The 17930-nt window shown below is 64.6% G+C and carries 18 protein-coding genes; 9 read left to right on the forward strand and 9 right to left on the reverse strand.

From position 1 onward, the window contains the following. Positions 1–38: 38 nt before the first annotated feature. Genes bhcC through bhcA form a run of 3 tightly spaced genes read right to left on the reverse strand, consistent with a single transcriptional unit; the run spans position 39 to position 3354 of the window. Positions 39–1199 (reverse strand): 3-hydroxy-D-aspartate aldolase BhcC, encoded by a 1161-nt coding sequence (gene bhcC, locus H7828_RS02660; protein WP_226779388.1) that lies wholly within the window; start codon positions 1197–1199, stop codon positions 39–41. An 11-nt stretch (positions 1200–1210) separates the two neighbouring features. Then, positions 1211–2164: a beta-hydroxyaspartate dehydratase BhcB gene (bhcB, locus tag H7828_RS02665; protein ID WP_226779389.1), complete on the reverse strand. Its 954-nt coding sequence runs from the start codon at positions 2162–2164 to the stop codon at positions 1211–1213. After that, positions 2164–3354: an L-aspartate--glyoxylate aminotransferase BhcA gene (gene bhcA, locus H7828_RS02670; protein ID WP_226779390.1), complete on the reverse strand. Its 1191-nt coding sequence runs from the start codon at positions 3352–3354 to the stop codon at positions 2164–2166. The genes bhcB and bhcA overlap by 1 nt, the downstream gene beginning before the upstream one ends. Before the next feature lie 163 nt (positions 3355–3517). On the opposite strand from bhcA, the gene bhcR reads away from it, so the two are divergent. After that, a complete protein-coding gene (gene bhcR, locus H7828_RS02675; protein WP_226779391.1) occupies positions 3518–4342 on the forward strand; it encodes an HTH-type transcriptional regulator BhcR in 825 nt (274 codons plus the stop codon). 63 nt (positions 4343–4405) lie between these two features. Here the strand turns inward: bhcR and ade are convergent, their stop codons facing one another. The 3 genes from ade to H7828_RS02690 all read right to left on the reverse strand — a co-directional run bounded on the left by ade (position 4406) and on the right by H7828_RS02690 (position 8740). Further along, the gene (gene ade, locus H7828_RS02680) at positions 4406–6106 is read right to left on the reverse strand and encodes an adenine deaminase (RefSeq protein ID WP_226779392.1); all 1701 of its coding nucleotides are present in this window, start codon (positions 6104–6106) and stop codon (positions 4406–4408) included. 293 nt (positions 6107–6399) lie between these two features. Next, complete coding sequence (locus tag H7828_RS02685) at positions 6400–7071, reverse strand: SOS response-associated peptidase (protein WP_226779393.1); 672 nt, start codon at positions 7069–7071, stop codon at positions 6400–6402. A gap of 112 nt (positions 7072–7183) precedes the next feature. Next, complete coding sequence (locus H7828_RS02690; protein WP_226779394.1) at positions 7184–8740, reverse strand: bifunctional metallophosphatase/5'-nucleotidase; 1557 nt, start codon at positions 8738–8740, stop codon at positions 7184–7186. Between the two features lie 200 nt (positions 8741–8940). Between H7828_RS02690 and H7828_RS02695 the strand changes: the two genes are divergently transcribed. Both H7828_RS02695 and H7828_RS02700 read left to right on the forward strand, forming a co-directional pair. Then, a complete protein-coding gene (locus tag H7828_RS02695) occupies positions 8941–9279 on the forward strand; it encodes a DUF952 domain-containing protein (protein ID WP_226779395.1) in 339 nt (112 codons plus the stop codon). Beyond that, positions 9276–10361: a quinone-dependent dihydroorotate dehydrogenase gene (locus H7828_RS02700; protein WP_226779396.1), complete on the forward strand. Its 1086-nt coding sequence runs from the start codon at positions 9276–9278 to the stop codon at positions 10359–10361. Before H7828_RS02695 ends, H7828_RS02700 begins: the two co-directional genes overlap by 4 nt. Here the strand turns inward: H7828_RS02700 and H7828_RS02705 are convergent. From H7828_RS02705 to H7828_RS02715, 3 genes are read right to left on the reverse strand one after another with little or no spacing between them, the layout of a single operon-like run. Continuing rightward, complete coding sequence (locus tag H7828_RS02705; protein WP_226779397.1) at positions 10331–11644, reverse strand: MATE family efflux transporter; 1314 nt, start codon at positions 11642–11644, stop codon at positions 10331–10333. The genes H7828_RS02700 and H7828_RS02705 overlap by 31 nt on opposite strands. Beyond that, positions 11637–12143 (reverse strand): PaaI family thioesterase, encoded by a 507-nt coding sequence (locus H7828_RS02710; RefSeq protein WP_226779398.1) that lies wholly within the window; start codon positions 12141–12143, stop codon positions 11637–11639. The genes H7828_RS02705 and H7828_RS02710 overlap by 8 nt, the downstream gene beginning before the upstream one ends. After that, positions 12140–12577, reverse strand: coding sequence for a PaaI family thioesterase (locus H7828_RS02715; protein ID WP_226779399.1), 438 nt, complete (start codon positions 12575–12577; stop codon positions 12140–12142). The genes H7828_RS02710 and H7828_RS02715 overlap by 4 nt, the downstream gene beginning before the upstream one ends. A gap of 137 nt (positions 12578–12714) precedes the next feature. On the opposite strand from H7828_RS02715, the gene H7828_RS02720 reads away from it, so the two are divergent. The 6 genes from H7828_RS02720 to H7828_RS02745 all read left to right on the forward strand — a co-directional run bounded on the left by H7828_RS02720 (position 12715) and on the right by H7828_RS02745 (position 17919). Next, positions 12715–13101 carry a MerR family transcriptional regulator gene (locus H7828_RS02720; RefSeq protein WP_226779400.1) on the forward strand — a complete coding sequence of 129 codons (387 nt, stop codon included), beginning with the start codon at positions 12715–12717 and terminating at the stop codon, positions 13099–13101. 217 nt (positions 13102–13318) lie between these two features. Then, positions 13319–13717, forward strand: coding sequence for a MerR family transcriptional regulator (locus H7828_RS02725; RefSeq protein WP_226779401.1), 399 nt, complete (start codon positions 13319–13321; stop codon positions 13715–13717). A gap of 11 nt (positions 13718–13728) precedes the next feature. Further along, entirely contained in the window at positions 13729–15504 is a 1776-nt protein-coding gene (locus H7828_RS02730) for an acyl-CoA dehydrogenase C-terminal domain-containing protein (RefSeq protein ID WP_226779402.1), read from the forward strand. A 24-nt stretch (positions 15505–15528) separates the two neighbouring features. After that, on the forward strand, positions 15529–15741 hold the full coding sequence (locus tag H7828_RS02735) for a hypothetical protein (RefSeq protein WP_226779403.1): 213 nt from the start codon (positions 15529–15531) through the stop codon (positions 15739–15741). Positions 15742–16030: 289 nt separating this feature from the next. Continuing rightward, positions 16031–16696 carry a glutathione S-transferase family protein gene (locus H7828_RS02740; RefSeq protein ID WP_226779404.1) on the forward strand — a complete coding sequence of 222 codons (666 nt, stop codon included), beginning with the start codon at positions 16031–16033 and terminating at the stop codon, positions 16694–16696. Positions 16697–16707: 11 nt separating this feature from the next. Continuing rightward, positions 16708–17919, forward strand: coding sequence for an acetyl-CoA C-acetyltransferase (locus H7828_RS02745; protein WP_226779405.1), 1212 nt, complete (start codon positions 16708–16710; stop codon positions 17917–17919). Positions 17920–17930 lie beyond the last annotated feature (11 nt).

Consider the following 17930-nt stretch of genomic DNA (forward strand, 5'->3'; position numbering starts at 1 on the left):
TCTTTCTTGCTGAAAATACTCACTCTTTCGGAGCGACCTCAGTAGGCTTTGCCACGGGCCGACACCGGCCAGAGCGTTTCAACCTTGCCGTTGCGCACACCGACGTACCAATCGTGGACGTTGCAGGTGGGGTCGCAGTGGCCGGGCACCAGGCGCAGTTTCTCGTTCACCTTCAGCACGCCCTCCGGGTCGGACACCACGCCGTGTTCGTCGCTGCACTTGACGTATTTCACGTCGTCGCGGCCATAGATGAAGGGCAGCCCGCTATCCACCGACTGGGCCTTGAGGCCGGCGTCGACGATGGCCTTGTCGGCCTTCGCGTGGCTCATCACGCTGGTCAGGATGAACAGCGCGTTTTCCCATTCGCCCTGGTCGATGCGGTTGCCCTCCTTGTCGTGGATGCGGCCATAGTCGGCATCCATGAAGGCGTAAGAGCCGCACTGAAGCTCGTTATACACCCCCGAGGCCCCTTCGAAGTAATACGACCCGGTGCCGCCGCCGCCGACGATGGGGCAGTCCAGCCCCTCGGCCTTCAGCGTGTCGACCGCATCCTTCACCATGGCGATGGCGATATCGGTCTTGCCCTTGCGTTCCTCGTAGCTGTCCAGGTGCTGCATCGCGCCCTGATAGGCCTGGATGCCCGAGAAGGTCAGGTTCTCGGCCGCATCGATGGCCTTGGCGATTTCCACGACAGCGGGCGTGTTGGTGACCCCGCAGCGCCCGGCGCCACAGTCGATTTCCACGATGCATTCGATCTGGGTGCCATGGCTGACCGCCGCCGCCGAAAGATCGGCCACGTTGTTCACGTCATCGACACAGACGATGGTGCGCGCGCCCAGCTTGGGCAGGCGGGCCAGGCGGTCGATCTTTTCAGGCTGGGTCACCTGGTTGGACACCAGGATATCCTTGATGCCACCGCGGGCAAACACCTCGGCCTCGGACACCTTCTGGCAGCACACGCCACAGGCGCCGCCCAGATCCTGCTGGATCTTCTGCACGTCCACAGACTTGTGCATCTTGCCGTGGCTGCGGTGCCGCACGCCATGGGATTTGGCGAATGCGCCCATCTTGGCGATGTTGCGCTCCATGGCGTCCAGATCCAGGATCAGGCAGGGCGTGGCGATGTCCGCCTCGTCCATGCCGATGGAGGCCGGGATGTCATAGCCGACTTCGTAGTCGTCGAAATTCAGGTCTTTCATGGCTCTACTCCTCAGCCCTGCATCCAGGGCAGTTTCTTCAGATCGACATTGCCGCCGGTGATGACGACGCCCACGCGCTTGCCCCGGAACACCTCGGGGTTCTTCAGGATCACCGCAAGCGGCACCGCGCAGGACGGCTCCATCACGATCTTCATGCGCTGCCAGGTCAGGATCATGGCATTCACGATCTCGTCCTCGCTGGCCGTCAGGATGTCGGTGACATGGTTCTTCACGAAATGCCACGTCAGCTCCTTCAGCGGCACCTTCAGCCCGTCGGCCACCGTCACCGGCGCGTCGTCGGCGATGATGTGACCGGCGCGGAAACTGCGCGCGGCATCGTCGGCCTGATCCGGTTCGGCGGCATAGATCGCGGTTTCGGGCGCGATGCTGGACAAGGTAAGGCAGGTGCCAGATACCATGCCACCACCTCCGATCGGCGCCACCACAGCGTCAAGACCATCGGTCTGCTCCATCAGTTCGCGTGAACATGTCCCCTGCCCCGCGATCACCCGCGGGTCGTTGTAGGGGTGGACGAAATTCGCGCCGGTTTCGGCCTGCACCCTGGCAAACACCTCTTCCCGGCTGCTGGTCGATGGCTCGCATTCGGTGATGATCCCGCCATATCCGCGCACCGCGTCCTTCTTGGCCTGCGGAGCGGTACGGGGCATGACCACATGGCACGGGATTCCCCGCCGCCCCGCCGCATAGGACAGGGACAGCGCGTGGTTGCCGCTGGAATGCGTGGCGACGCCGTTCCTCGCCTCCTCATCGCTCAGCCCGAAGACGGCGTTGGACGCGCCACGCACCTTGAAGGCGCCGGCCTTCTGGAAGTTCTCGCACTTGAAGAACAGATCGGCGCCCGTCAGCTCGTTCAGATAGCTTGAGGTCAGGACCGGCGTGCGGTGGATATGGGGGCGCACCCTTTCATGCGCCGCCTTCACATCGTCAAAGGTCGGAATATACATCAGGCCGCCTTCTCGGTTTGCGCCGGAACACCGCGCAGGAACGATCTCTGCGCCGCCGCCACGCCACTGCCCAGTGTGATGTCCAGGCCAAGGTCGGCCATGACCATCTCGGCGGTGGCGATGCCGCTCAGCGCCATCACGTCGGTCAGGCTGCCCAGGTGGCCGATGCGGAACAGCTTGCCCGACACCTCGCCCAGGCCCACACCGAAGGCCACGTCATAGACCGAGGCGGCATGGTTGACGATGCGCCCCGAATCGAAGCCCTCGGGCGTCATGATCGCGCTGACGGTGTTGGATTCCACCTCGGGCGACACGGCGCACAGCTTCATGCCCCAGGCCCTGACCGCCGCGCGCACGCCGGTGGCGATGCGGGCATGGCGGGCGATGACGTTGTCGATCCCTTCATCCAGCAGCATGTCGGAACTGGTCAGCAACCCGTTCATCAACCCGACGGCGGGGGTGTAGGGATAGGCGTTGTTGGCATAGCCCTTTTCCATGTCGCGGATATCGAAGAAGGTGCGCGGCAGCTTTGCGGTATCGACGCAGGCCCGCGCCTTTTCGGAAAACCCGACGATGGCCAGGCCCGCAGGCAGCATGAAGCCCTTCTGCGATCCGGTCACGGCCACGTCCACGCCCCAGTCGTCGAACCGGAAATCCATCGACCCGATCGAGCTCACCCCGTCCACCAGCAGCAGCGCGGGGTGATCGGCGGCGTCCATGGCCCGGCGGACGGCGCCGATGTCCGAAACGACGCCGGTGGCGGTTTCGTTGTGGGTGGCCAGAACGGCCTTGATCGCCTTGCCGCTGTCCTCGCTCAGGATCTCCTGGAAGGTGGCGGCCGGAATGCCCTCGCCCCAGGGGGTTTCTACGACCTGCACTTCAAGCCCGAAGCGCTGGCACATTTCGATCCACTTGTGGCTGAACATCCCGTTGCGCGCGATCAGAACGTTGTCGCCGGGCGACAGGGTGTTGGTGATCGCGGTTTCCCATCCGCCGGTTCCGGTGGACGGAAAGATGAAGATCAGCGCGCTTTCCGATTTCAGAACCTTGCGGACATTGGCGCGCACCGGATGCAGGATGCGCCCGAAGATGGGCGAGCGGTGATCGACGGTGGGCATGTCGCAGGCCTTGCGCACGACTTCGGGAATATTCGTGGGGCCGGGAATGAAAACGGGGTTCTGAAAGCTCATCGCGTCCTCCTGGGGTGTGAACAGCCTGTCTAGGCCATGCCCCGAGTCGCCACAATTTTTTTGAATATATTTTTCATTTTCCGAAGGCGCATAAATTCCTTGCCAAATCATGGCCTTGTGTTTTTCATAAGGCGAACTCGTTTTTCAATTTCAGGGAAAAGCAATGCCACCAGATCAGCCGCGCCGTGGTCGCCCCCGCGCATTCCACGATCAGACCGACCAGAACATCATCAAATCGCTCGACCGGGCGCTGGTGGTGTTGCAGGCCCTGGCGGATCAGCAATCCGCCACCCTGTCGCATCTGGCGCAAAGCCTGGATCAGTCGCCCGCCACGCTTTATCGCGTGCTGCTGACCCTGCAACAGCGCGGCATGGTCGATCTGGACGAGGCCGCCCAGACCTGGCACATCGGCGCAGGCGCCTTCCTGATCGGGGCCTCTTTCCTGCGGCGCACCGCGCTGGTGGACGTGGCCCGCCCGGTGCTGCGCGCCCTGATGGAGGCAACGGGCGAAACCGCCAACCTGGGGGTGGAACGGGGCGACCAGGTGCTCTTCGTCAGCCAGGCCGAAACCCATGAAACGATCCGCGCATTCTTTCCCCCGGGCTCTCTATCACCGCTGCATGCCTCGGGCATCGGCAAGGCGCTGCTGGCCACCTGGCCCGAAGACCGGCTGAACCGCCACCTGGCACGCCGGGCGCTGGAACGCTTCACCCCCCATACCATCACCGACGCCGAGGCCCTGCGCGACGAGCTGCGCCAATGCGCGGCCCGGGGCTATGCCGTGGATGGAGAGGAAAAGAACCTCGGGATGCGCTGCATCGCGGCCCCCGTCACCAATGCCATGGGCGATGTGGTGGCCGGCATCTCGGTCTCCGGCCCCACCAGCCGGGTCGATCTTGCGGCAACCGGGGCCCTGGCAACCGAAGTGGTGCGCGCGGCTCAGGCGCTTTCGGCCGCCATGGGGGCCCGCGCCGAACCGGCACGCTGACGCCAGCCCCGGGCGCGCCCGAAAAAATCGCGTGGGGCCGCAAGGCCCCGCATTTCGGTCAGGTCAGCCGATGATCTCGAATTTCGTCACATCCACCATGCCCCGGTCGGTGATCTTCAGCATCGGAATGACCGGCAGCGCCAGAAAGGCCAGCTGCAGGAAGGGTTCATCCAGCACCACCCCCAGCGACACAGCCGCTTCCCGCAGTTCCTCCAGCCTTTCGCGCACATGCTCGAAGCTCTCAAGGCTCATCAGCCCGGCCATGGGCAGGGCCAGTTCCGCCAGCACCCGGCCCTCTCGCACCACGACGAAGCCGCCTTCGATCTCGCCCAGCCGTGTGGCCGCCAGCGCCATGTCGTCGTAATCCATACCAACGACCGCGATGTTGTGATGGTCGTGACAGACGGTCGATCCGATGGCGCCCGCCTGCATCCCGAAGCCGCGCACGAAACCGTTGGCCACGTTGCCGTTCTTGCCATGGCGTTCGATCACCGTGATGCGGGCCAGATCGCGCGCCGGGTCGGGCCGCTTGTCGCCATCCTGCACCGGAATGTCCCCGTGCAGGTGCTCGGTTATGATCTTGCCCGGCAGAATGCCGATCACGTCGGTTTCGGCCTTGTTCGACGTGGTCCGGAACGAGGCCGCCCCCACCACCGGCGCCTTGACCGATCCGCGCCCGATGGGCGGCACGATGCGCCGTGCGGCAAAGGCCGCCTCTTCCATCACCACACCGCCACAGACCACCAGCCGCGCGTCACAATCGGCCAGCGCACCCAGCGCGACGATATCGGCCCGCTGGCCCGGCGCGATCTGGCCCCGGTCTTTCAGGCCAAAAGCCTCGGCCGCCGAAAGCGATGCCGCGCGATAGGCCGCCAGGGGCGACACACCCCGCGCTATGGCGGTGCGGATCATGTAATCCAGGTGGCCATGTTCCCCGATGTCCAGCGGGTTGCGGTCGTCGGTGCAGAAGCAGCAGTAGGCGCTCGTGGCATCGTTCAGGATCGGCAGCAGCGCATCCAGATCCTTGCTGACCGAGCCTTCGCGGATCAGCACCCGCATTCCCTTGCGCAGCTTCTCCAGCGCCTCTTCGGCGGTCGTCGCCTCGTGCTCGGTGCGGATGCCGGCCGCCACATAGGCGTTCAGGTCGCGCCCCGACAACAGCGGCGCGTGGCCGTCGATATGGCGCCCCCTGAAGGCTTCAAGCTTCTCCATGCAACCCGGCTCGCGGTTCACCACGCCGGGATAGTTCATGAACTCGGCCAGGCCCAGGGCGCTGGGGTGCTCCATCAGCGGCACCAGGTCGGCGGCCGAAATCGCCGCCCCCGCCGTCTCCATGTCGGTCGAGGGCACGCAGGACGACAGCTGAACCTTGATGTCCATGATGGTTTCCAGCGCACAGTCCTGGAAATACCTAATGCCCTCCACCCCCAGGACATTGGCAATCTCGTGCGGGTCGCAAATGGCCGTGGTCACACCGCGCGGCCCCACGCAGCGGTCGAACTCGAAAGGCGTGACAAGGCTGCTTTCGATATGCAGGTGGGTGTCGATGAACCCCGGCACCAGGACAAACCCGCTCACGTCCCGCACCTCGGCGCCCTCGTAGGTATCGCCGATCCCGACGATGCGGTCGGCGGTGATGGCCACATCGCCGGGAATGAAGGCCCCGGTCACCACGTCGAAAACCGTTCCACCACGCAGAACAAGATCACAGGGAACTAAGCCACGGGCAGTGTCGATCAGGCGCGCTAGGGATGAGTCGGGCAAAACGGTCTCCTGCCGGGGGTAAATTGTGTGACAGATTGGCACCAATTCGCCCGAAAGGTCCACCCCGGGCGCAAAGCTCCGCCTATTGTATGCAATGCGGCTTTTTTCTGCCCGATTTCCGGGCTAGATTGAAATCAACACCACATGACGACGGTACAGCGGTGAAGCCGGGCCAAGACCCCGCAAACCGCCACCAGCCAAGAATTTCGCCCCCTGCCCGGTTTCGGGCAAAGGTGGCACCCAGTTCCTCCCTGACTGGACAGGTCGCGGCTTGCCGCGGCCTCTTTTTTTTGTCAGATGCCCGCCTCTTCCAGCGGCTCGATCAGCTCCGGGCCTTCGGCACGGTTCGAATTCACCGCAGGATCGACACGGTGCCATGTCAGGGCCTCGTCGGGCGGCGCGGTCATCAGGGGTGCCGCGCCATGACCGGCCTCCCCCAGCCACAGCGCCCAGTCCTCGGGCTCCAGGATCACCGGCATCCGGTGGTGAATGGCCGACATCGCCGCATTGGCGCCGGTGGTGACCACGGCGCAGGTGTTCACCGGGTCGTCCTCTCCCCAGCCCTGCCAGACGGCGGCCATGGCCATGGGCGATCCGTCGGCGCGGGTGATGTACCAAGGCAGGCGATTGCCCGCCTCGTCCTTCGTCCATTCATAGAAACCGCTGGCCGGCACGATGCAGCGGCGCAACCGGACGGCGGCGCGGAAGGCCGGTTTCTCGGCGATGGTTTCGCCCCGCGCGTTGATCAGAAGCGGCCCGCCGTTCATCGCCTTGTACCAATGGGGCAGAAACCCCCAGCGCATGGCACCCAGCCGCCGCACCCCGTCCTGCGCGCTCACGACATGGACGCGGTCGGTGGGGCAGATGTTGTAGTCGGGCACCTCGGGCAGGTCGTTGCCCGGCGTCGCGCCGAACAGGTTCACCATCGCCTCGTGGGGCAGGGTCAGGACCATTCGTCCACACATGTCTTTTCCTCACATGAAACGGGCCGCCCGACATCCCGGGCGGCCCTTCTCTTTCTTGCCGAAAATACTCAATTCCCGCCGTGCCCCCGGGCGGGCCCTTCGGCGGGTGGCGTCACTTGCGCGTGATGCGCCCTTCCACCTTGGGCGAAACCGGCCCGTTGGCGATCATGTACTCGGCCAGAACGTCGGCCACGTCGGGGCCGAAGTCATAGGCGTTCTCGGCATCGCGGAACATCGCGAAGCCGTCGCCGCCGTTGCGCACGAAGTTGTTGGACACCACGCCGTAGGTCGCGGCAGGGTCGATCGGCTTGCCATCCACCATCACGTCGGAAATCCGGCTGCCCACCTCCTTGCTCAGATCAAAGGCAAAGGTCATGCCCGCCACCTGCAGGAACCGCCCCGAGCCTTCCTCGTGCTGGCTCACGGCATTTTCCAGCGCCTCAAGGATGGTCTCGCCGCTAACCTGGAAGGTCGACAGGGTGTTCTGGAACGGCAGCACCGTCAGGATCTCGCCCATGGTCACCTCGCCCGCGTCGATGCTTGCCCGCACCCCGCCCGAGTTCTGAAGCGAGATCTGCACGCCCTGATCGGCGGTGCGGGCCAGCATGGCATCGGCAATCAGGTTGCCCATGGCGCATTCCTCGGCCCGGCAGACGCTGCGGTCGCCCTCGATCGCCTCGGTCGTCTCGGCCACCACCTTGTTGCGGATCTCGTCCAGCGGCACGGCGGCCTCGGTGATGCGGTCCTTGGTGGCGCCATCCTCGGCGACATTGCCGTCCATGATCAGCGGCGCGCCGGTGGCGGCGGTGATGACGCCCTCGTCGTCGAAGGTCACGTTCAACTCGCCCAGGAACTTGCCATAGGCATAGGCCGAAACGATGGCCGTATCCCCCACCATGGTCGGATAGGCGCCCTCGGCCCCTTCCATGTCGCCCAGCAGGGTGTTGGTGTGGCCGCCCACGATCACGTCGACACCGGTCGTGTTCTTCGCCACCTCCTGGTCAACACCATAGCCCGAATGCGAGAGGACGATGATCTTGTTCACGCCCATTTCAGTCAGCTTGTCCACCTCGCCCTGCACGGCATCGCTGGGGTCGGTGAAGATGACATTGGGGCCGGGGCTGGCCAGTTCCGGGGTGTTCTGCGGTGTCAGACCGATCAATCCGATCTTCTCGCCGTTCTTCTCGATCACGGTGGATTTCTGGATCGCGTCCTTCAAAAGGTCCTCGCCCGAGACATCGGCGTTGCTCATCAGGATGGGAAAGTCCAGCGCATCGACAAAGCCGCGCAGAACCTCGGGGCCATCGTCGAACTCGTGGTTGCCGACGGTCATCCCGTCATAGCCCATCTTGTTCATCATCTCGGCGGCCAGCTTGCCCTTGTAGTAGGTATAGAACAGCGTGCCCTGGAACTGGTCGCCGCCATCCACCAGGATTGAATTGTCCGCCCGGGCCCGCGCCTCGGTGATGGCGGTCATCAACCGGGCCGATCCGCCGAAGCATTCGCCCGCCGTGTTGTCCTCGGCCGAGCAGCCCGAATCATACTTGCTGATCGGTTCGAACCGGGCGTGGAAATCGTTGGTGTGCAGAATCGTCAGCGAATATTCGGCCGAAGCGGTCCCCGCGACAAGCGCCAGCGCGGCAGCGGTGGAAAGAAGACGGATGGTCATGATGATCCCCCTGAGGTTTATGATTGCCAACAGCTTGGCCCCACACCCCGCACGAGTCAAAGGCCAATCGGCATCGCTCTATCGCCAGGTTGCAACAGGCGGGTGACACCCCCCTGTTTCTTTCTTGCGCCCAATACTCCCCCCGGAGGGTCCGCCGGTGCCGCCTTGACCAAAGGCCGCCAAGGGGGCATGACGGCGCCATGCAAATATACAAAATTTTCCGCGCCCAAGAATGGGCCGCCCTCTCCGAACTCGGCACCACCGGCGGTGCCCCCATCGACATCGAAGATGGATTTGTTCACTTTTCCACCGCAGCCCAGGTCCAGGAGACGCTGGACAAGCACTTTGCCGGCGAAACCGACCTGCTTCTTCTTGCGGTCGAGGCCGACAAGCTTGGCGAAAGCCTGAAATGGGAAGAATCCCGTGGCGGGCAGGAGTTCCCGCATCTCTATCGCGCGCTCAGCCTGGCCGATGTCATCTGGCATCGCCCGATCGGCACGGGCCCCGCCGGCCACATCCTGCCAGAAGGGGTGGAATGAGCGGGCTTGAACGCCTCGGCCTGGGGCTTTTGCACCGGGTCGATCCCGAAACCGCCCATGGGCTTGCCCTCAGGGCGCTGAAGCTGGGGCTTGCCCCCGCGCCCGGCGCGCGGACATCGCCGCGCCTTGCCACCCGGCTTGCCGGGCTGAGCCTGCCGAACCCCGTCGGCCTGGCCGCGGGTTTCGACAAGAACGCCGAAGCCGTCGCGCCCCTGTCGCGGGCCGGTTTCGGTTTTGTCGAACTGGGCGCCGCCACCCCCCGCCCGCAGCCGGGCAATCCGCGCCCCCGCCTGTTCCGCCTGACCGAGGACGCGGCGGCGATAAACCGCTTCGGGTTCAACAACGACGGGATGGAGGCGATTGCCGCCCGCCTGTCGCGCCGCGCTCCCGGCATTCCCGTGGGGCTGAACCTGGGCGCCAACAAGGACAGCGAAGACCGCGCCGCCGATTTCGCCCGCGTGCTGGCCCATTGCGGCCCGCACGTCGATTTCGCCACGGTCAACGTTTCGTCCCCCAACACCGAAAAGCTGCGCGATCTGCAGGGGCCGGCCGCGCTTTCGGCGCTGCTGGGCGGGGTGATGACGGCGCGCGCCGCCCTGCCCCGCGCCATCCCCGTCTTCCTGAAGATCGCCCCCGACCTGACCGATGCCGACCTGGCCGACATCGCGCAGGTGGCGCGTGATACCGGTGTCGATGCGATTATCGCCACCAACACCACCCTGTCGCGCGCGGGGTTGCACAGCCCCCACGCAGGCGAAAAGGGTGGGCTTTCGGGCGCACCACTGATGGCCCCTTCGACGCTGGTTCTGGCGAAACTGTCGCGGCTGACCGATGGCGCGCTGCCCCTCATCGGTGTCGGAGGCATCGCCAGCGCCGAAGATGCCTATGCCAAGATCCGCGCCGGGGCCTCGGCCGTGCAGCTTTACACCGCGCTGGTGTTCGGCGGCCTTTCCATGGTGGATGACATCGTTGCCGGGCTTGAAACGCTTCTGTCGCGCGACGGCTTTGCCACGGTCGCCGATGCCGTGGGCACCGGGCGTGACGCCCTGCTTCAGACGACCGAGCGTTCCAGCGACGGGTAACGCAGGCCCAGCGTCACGCCACGGGCGGCGAATGAGATCATCAGCGCCGCCCAAAGCCCGTGGTTGCCGAAGACCGGGGCCAAGAGGAACACCGCCCCGAAATAGACCGCCGCCGAGATGAACATCATGTTGCGCATCTCGCGCGTTGCGGTGGCGCCGATGAAGATGCCGTCGAACATCCATGCCGCCAGCCCGATCAGCGGAGCAAGGCACATCCAGGGCAGGTACAACCGCGCCTCGGCCCGCACCAGTGGCGCGGTTGTCATCAGGTCGATCAGCAGGCCGCCGAAGACCGCAAAGACCATGGCCAGGACCACCACGATCACCAACCCCCAACCCGAGGTGACGATGGCCGCGCGGCGGAACAGATCGCGCCGCCGCCGCCCCATGGCCTGGCCCACAAGCGCCTCGGCGGAAAAGGCAAAACCGTCCAGCCCGAAGGCGGTGATGTAAAGGAACTGCAACAGGATCTGGTTCGCGGCCAGGGGTGTATCGCCGAAATCGGCCCCCAGGAACATGAAGGACAGCAGGATCGCCTCAAGCAGGATCGACCGGATCAGGATATCGCGGTTCACCATCGCCATGCGCGCCAGGTGCACCTTGTCGAACACCTGCGCCCAGTTGCGCCAATCCGGCACCCGGAACGCCGCCCGGCACAGCCAGAGGCCAACGGCAAAGCCGCTCCACTCGGCCAGGAAGGTCGCGAAGGCCACGCCGCTGACACCCCAATCAAGCCCCAGAACGAACCAGAGATCGAGCAGGATGTTGAACCCGTTCATCCACAGTTGCAGAACCAGCACGGCGCGCGTCCGCTCGGCCGCGATCAGCCAGCCGGTTATTCCGAAGATGGCGATGGCCGCAGGGGCCGACCAGATGCGGATCTGCATGTAGTCGCGCGCCAGCGACTCGACCTCGGGGCTGGCGGGAGCGACCGCAAAGGCCGCCGCGAAAAGCCACACCTGCAAGGCGATCAGAGCAACACCCCCGCCCAGCCCGATCAGCAGGGCCCGCGACAAAAGCGCGGCCACCTCGCCCTTGTCCCCGGCGCCGATGGCCTGGGCGGTCAGGCCCACGGTGCCCATGCGCAGGAAGCCGAAAATCCAGTAAAGCGCCGAAAGAACCACCGCGCCGATTCCCACCGCGCCGATGGGGGCCGCCAGGCCGATCTGGCCGACGACGCCGGTATCCACGACACCAAGGATCGGAACCGTGGCGTTGGACAGCACGATGGGCACCGCGATCTTCAGAACCCGGCGATGGGTGATCGCCGCCGCTTCAGCCATCGCGCGGCGCCGCCAGGTCGGGCATTATGAAATGGCCGGTCCCCTGGGCGAAAAGCCGGGCGCGATTGTCCTGCCAGGCCTCGACATGCACGCTGGCATAGCGCCGCCCCGAGCGGTTGATCCGGGCGCGCGCATAGGCATCGCGCGGCAGGCCCGAGCGCAGGTAATCGACGGTGAAATCCACCGTGCGCGGCAGGCGCGGCAGGGTGTCGGCATCCATGCGCCCCGCCTCGATCTCGGGCCAGAGGATCGCCCAGCTCAGCTCGATGATCGCCGTCACCTCAAGAAAGGCGGCGGTGGCCCCGCCGTGGATGGCCGGGAGGATCGGATTGCCGATCAGCATTTCGGAATAGGGCATGATCGCAGTCAGTTCATCGCCGCGGCGTTCGAACTGGATGCCCATGAAACGGATGTAGGGCACGTTGCCCACCAGCGCGGCCAGCGCACCGTCGCGCCGCTGCTTGATCACCTGCACGGGTTCGGGGCGGGGGCGTTTCATGCTTTCGTCCCCTTGCGTTCAAACGTGAAGGCGCCCGTGGCGGCCGCCACCGGATTGTCGGAATCCTCGTCCATCGCCTCGGCCCGCACGAAGGCGACGTTGCGGGTGACGTGGTAACAGGTGGCGCGGGCGCGGATCGTCTGACCCGGCGTCGCGGCGCGCATGTAGTCGATCCGCAGGTCGATCGTTGCCGTGCTGCCGTTGCCCTCGGGGTGGCACATCACGGCGGCCCCGCCGCAGGTATCCATCAATGCCGACACCGCGCCGCCGTGAATCACCCCCGTCACCGGGTCGCCGATCAGGCGTTCGTCATAGGGCATCTCGATCTCGGCGGCACCGTTGCCGATGCTCAGCATCCTCATTCCCAGCGCGCGGGCATGGGGCAAGGCGGTGATGAATTGCTGCGCCACTTGCGCTTCGGTGCCGTCGGTCATCTTGCGTCCCTTGCTGCTGGCCCTCGTTATTGGCCCTTGCCCGGCGCATCACAAGGGTAAATTGCCGGCGCGGCCGGGCGCAACCGATTGATCCCACGCCAAAGCTGGACTAGCCTTGAGCGAGGAGGTCCGCAGCCATGCCAGATCAACGCCTGTCCTTCAAGGATATGTGCTCAAGGTTCGATGTGACGCCGCGCACCCTGAGGTACTATGAATATATCGAGCTGTTGCAGCCCGAGAAGGAGGGCCGCTCGCGGTTCTACCATTCGCGCGACATCGCCCGCATGAAGCTGATCCTGCGGGGCCGGCGGTGGGGTTTCTCGCTTGAGGAAATCCGCCAGTGGCTTCTGATCTACGACAAGCAGGGCAACGATGCACAGATGGCCGAATGGGTCCGCCTGGCCGACCGGCAGCTGACCACCCTGCGCGCCGAATTCACCCAGCTGGAAAAGACGATCGGCGAGCTTGAGGAGATGCGCAACCAGGTCGCGAACGAGATGAAATCCGACGGCGACCCCACCTGACCTTGCGTCAGGAACCGCCCCCAGGGCGGCCCGGACAAGGGGAATTGAAAGCGCTTTGGCCCAAGTTTAATTGCGTATTCCCCTACGTCATCTTTTGCATAATTTCACGCCACGGCAAGTGACGCGACGTTCCGTTTACGTCCACGTCAACCAATCTTGTAAGGTGATGGAAACCGACGCATCTCAGGCCGGTAATCGGAGCTGAGAGGTACTGGAAATGGAAAAGCAAACGATGACGATCCGCGAGATGTGTGACGCCTTCAACGTGACGCCCCGCACCCTGCGGTTCTACGAGGCAAAGGAATTGCTGTTCCCGATCCGCGACGGACAGAAGCGCCTGTTCACCCATCGCGACCGCGCCCGCCTGACGCTGATCCTGCGGGGCAAGCGTTTTGGCTTCTCGCTGGAGGAAATCCGCCAGCTTCTCGATCTCTACAATGCCGACGATCAGCAGGTCACCCAGCTGTCGCGCACCTACGAGATCGCCAAAAGCCGCCTGGCCGAGATGGAACAGCAGCGCGCCGAACTGGACGAAGCGATTGCCGACCTGAAGAAACAACTGGACTGGGGGGCAGACCGCCTGGCCAGTCTTCGCGCCCACGACGCCGCAGCCTGAGGAGCACAGCCATGCCCACCTACTCCGCCCCCACCAAGGACATGCAGTTCATCCTGCACAATGTCCTCGAAATCACCTCGGCCGACATTCCCGGCTATGACGAACTTGACCGGGAGTTCACCGGGGCGATCCTGGAGGAAGCGGGCAAACTGGCCGAGAACGTGCTGGCCCCCCTGAACGTGGTGGGCGACGAACAGGGATGCACCCTGGAAAACGGCGTGGTGCGCACCCCCGAGGGGTTCAAGGGCGCCTATGACCAGATGCGCGAAGGCGGCTGGATCGGGCTGGACTGCGACCCCGAATTCGGCGGCCAGGGCATGCCCTATCTGCTGAACTCGGCCGTGGGAGAGATTTTCGTCTCGGCCAACATGGCCTTCAACATGTACCAGGGGCTGAGCCACGGCGCCTACAACGCCATCCACACCCACGGCACCGACGAACAGAAGGCGACCTACCTGCCGAAGATGGTCGAGGGGTCCTGGTCGGGCACCATGAACCTGACCGAGCCGCACTGCGGCACCGACCTGGGCCTGATCCGCACCAAGGCCGAACCCCAGGATGACGGCACCTACAAGGTGAGCGGTCAGAAGATCTGGATCTCGGCCGGGGAACACGACCTGACCGACAACATCATCCACCTGGTCCTGGCCAAGATCCCGGGCGGCCCCGATGGCGTGAAGGGCATTTCCCTGTTCATCGTGCCGAAATTCCTGGTGAACGAGGACGGAAGCCTAGGCGCACGCAACGCCTTGTCCTGCGGCGGGCTGGAAAAGAAAATGGGCATTCACGGCAATGCCACCTGCGTGATGAACTACGATGGCGCCACCGGCTACCTGATCGGCGAGATGCACAAGGGCATGCGCGCCATGTTCACCATGATGAACGAGGCGCGGCTTGGCGTCGGCCTTCAGGGCTATGCCCAGGGTGTCGTGGCCTACCAGAACGCGCTTGGGTTCGCCCAGGACCGCTTGCAGGGCCGCGCCGTGACCGGCGCCGAAGCACCCGACAAACCGGCCGATCCGATCATCGTCCACCCCGACGTGCGGCGCAACCTGCTGCACCAGAAGAGTTTCGTCGAGGGCGCCCGCGCCTTCACCTTCTGGGGCGCCTCGCTGATCGACCGCGCCCGCCGCAACGACGACGCCGAGGCCGAGGCGCTGATCTCGCTGCTGACGCCCGTTCTGAAAGGCTTCCTGACCGACAAGGGTTTTGAAACGACCGTGCTGGCCCAGCAGACCCTGGGCGGATCGGGCTTCACCCGCGAATGGGGGCTGGAGCAGTTCGTGCGCGATGCCCGGATCACCATGATCTATGAGGGCACCAACGGCATCCAGTCGCTTGATCTGGTGGGCCGCAAGCTGGGCCTGAACGGCGGCAAGACGGTGATGGGCTTCTTCGAGATGGTGAAAGCCTTCATCAAGGAAAACGAAGGCGATGCCGAACTGAAAGCCGGCTTCCTCGACCCGCTGAAGGCGGCCAGCAAGGATCTGCAGGCGGCGGGGATGTATTTCATGCAGAACATGAAAAACCCCAACGATGCGCTCTCTGGCTCCTACGACTTCATGCACCTCTTCGGCCATGTCTGCCTGGGGCTGATGTGGGCCAAGATGGCCAAGGCGTCGATGGCGGCGCTTGCGGCAGGCGATACCGACAGGGCCTTCCATGAAACCAAGGTCGCGACGGGGCGTTACTACATGGCGCGCCAGCTTCCCGCGACGGCCATGCACCTGGCCCGCATCACCAGCGGAGCGGAAACGGTGATGGAACTCGACGCCGCGAACTTCTAGCGTCCCGTCCGAAAGGAGAACGCCATGCCGAAACGGTTCAAGACCACACGCCGCCTGCCCGTCGCGATGACCGAGGACGGGTACCGGAGGCTGAAGCGGTTTTCCGACGAGGCAGGGCTGGAGGAAGGCGAGGCGCTGAGTTTCCTGTTCGAGCATTTCGACAGCGTGATCCACCGCGAAAACCTGACCGCGCGCCTGCGGTTGTTCCTGGCCGAACTCGAAGCGCGCAAGAGGTGACGCGGTGCGGTTTGCAAGGGAGGGACGCCTCCGGCGGGAGTATTTGGACAAAGAAGAAACCCAAGTGGGTGCGCTCCATCGCCATATCGGTCTTACCCAGTGCCCTTGCCGGGCGGCGATGGAGCGGCTTCTCCTTTGGCGGTCATCGGCTCTCCAGCCTGTACCGCATCACGATGATCGCGCGTTAACGTTAATGAAACCCTACCGATTGCCTTCTTCTTTGTAAAAATACTCGCCGGGGGTGCGGGGGTGGCAAACCCCCGCTCCGACACTGGCAAAGGGAGCAACCATGACGATAAAACTCTATTGTTTCGGAGAGAGCGGCAACGCCTACAAGGCTGCGCTGGCACTGGAACTCTCGGGGCTCGACTGGGCGCCGGTGAAGGTGGATTTCTTCAACGGCGAAACCCGCACACCCGCTTTCCGCACCGACATCAACGCCATGGGCGAAGCGCCGGTGATGGTGGACGGTGACTGCCGGCTGAGCCAATCGGGCGTGATCATGGATTACGTCGCCGAGAAGTCCGGCAAGCTGGGCGGTGCCACCCCCGAGGCACGGCGCGAGATCCTGCGCTGGATGTTCTGGGACAACCACAAGCTTTCCAGTCAGGCGGGCATGTGCCGTTTCCTGATGAACTTCCTTCCCGCGGAAAAGCGCCCGGCCGAAGTGATCGCCTTTACCCAGGGCCGCCTGAAGGCCGCCTATCAGGTTCTTGACACCCACCTTGGCGAACGAAAGTGGATCGCCGGTGAAGAGGTCAGCATCGCCGATCTGAGCTGCTGCGGTTATCTTTATTACCCCGAGCCCTTCGGGTTCGACCGTGCCGACTGGCCCAACATCGACCGCTGGCTGGACGACATCGCCGCCCTGCCCGGTTGGAAGCACCCCTACGATCTCATGCCCGGGTCGCCCGCCGACCGGGCACAGGAAAGCGCGTCTGCGGGCCGTGTATGAAAGGAATGACCATGACCGATGCCTATATCTTCGACGCCGTGCGCAGCCCCCGTGGCAAGGGCCGCGCCGATGGTGCCCTGCACGAAGTCACCAGTATCCGGCTTTCGGCGCTGATGCTGAACGCGATCAAGGCCCGCAACGGGCTGGAAGGCCACGCAGTCGAGGACGTGATCTGGGGCAATGTCACCCAGGTGGGCGAACAGGGCGGTTGCCTGGCGCGGACGGCCGTTCTGGCCTCGGAGCTTGACCAGGCGATCCCCGGCCTTGCCATCAACCGGTTCTGTGCCTCGGGCATGGAGGCGGTGAACCTGGCCGCCAACCAGGTGCGCGGCGGCGCCGGCGGCGGCTATATCGCCGGCGGGGTCGAGATGATGGGCCGTGTCGCCATGGGCAGCGATGGTGCTGCCATCGCCGTCGATCCCTCGATCGCCATGAACACCTATTTCGTGCCCCAGGGCATTTCCGCCGACATCATCGCCACCGAATACGGGTTCTCCCGTGACGATGCCGATGCGCTGGCCGTCGAATCCCAGAAGCGGGCCGCCGCTGCCTGGGCCGACAACCGCTTTGCCAAATCGATGATCGAAGTGAAGGACATCAACGGTCTGCCCATCCTGAGCCGTGACGAATACATGCGCCCGGGCACCGACATGCAGAGCCTTGGCGCGCTCAAGCCCAGCTTCAAGGACATGGGCGAGGTGATGCCGGGCTTCGACAAGGTCGCGCTGATGAAATATCCGCATCTCGAGGCGATCAACCACATTCATCACGCCGGGAACTCGTCGGGCATCGTCGATGGCTCTGCCGCCGTCCTTATCGGCAGCAAGGAATGGGGCGAGGCGCATGGGTTGAAGCCCCGCGCCCGCATCCGCGCCACCGCCAAGATCGGCACCGACCCCACCATCATGCTGACCGGCCCGGTGCCGGTAACCGAAAAGATCCTGAAGGATCACGGCATGGCGATTTCCGACATCGACCTGTTCGAGGTGAACGAGGCCTTCGCCAGCGTGGTTCTGCGGTTCATGCAGGCCTTCGACGTCGATCCTTCGGTGGTGAATGTCAATGGCGGCAGCATCGCCATGGGCCACCCCCTGGGCGCCACCGGGGCGATCATCATCGGCACCCTGCTGGACGAGCTGGAACGCTCGGACAAGGAGGTGGGTCTTGCCACCCTGTGCATCGCGTCCGGCATGGGCGCGGCCACCATCATCGAACGCGTGTGAGGAGCGAAGCC

Origin of the sequence: Oceaniglobus trochenteri (assembly GCF_020529025.1) — a bacterium.
Taxonomy (GTDB): Bacteria; Pseudomonadota; Alphaproteobacteria; order Rhodobacterales; family Rhodobacteraceae; genus Oceaniglobus; species Oceaniglobus trochenteri.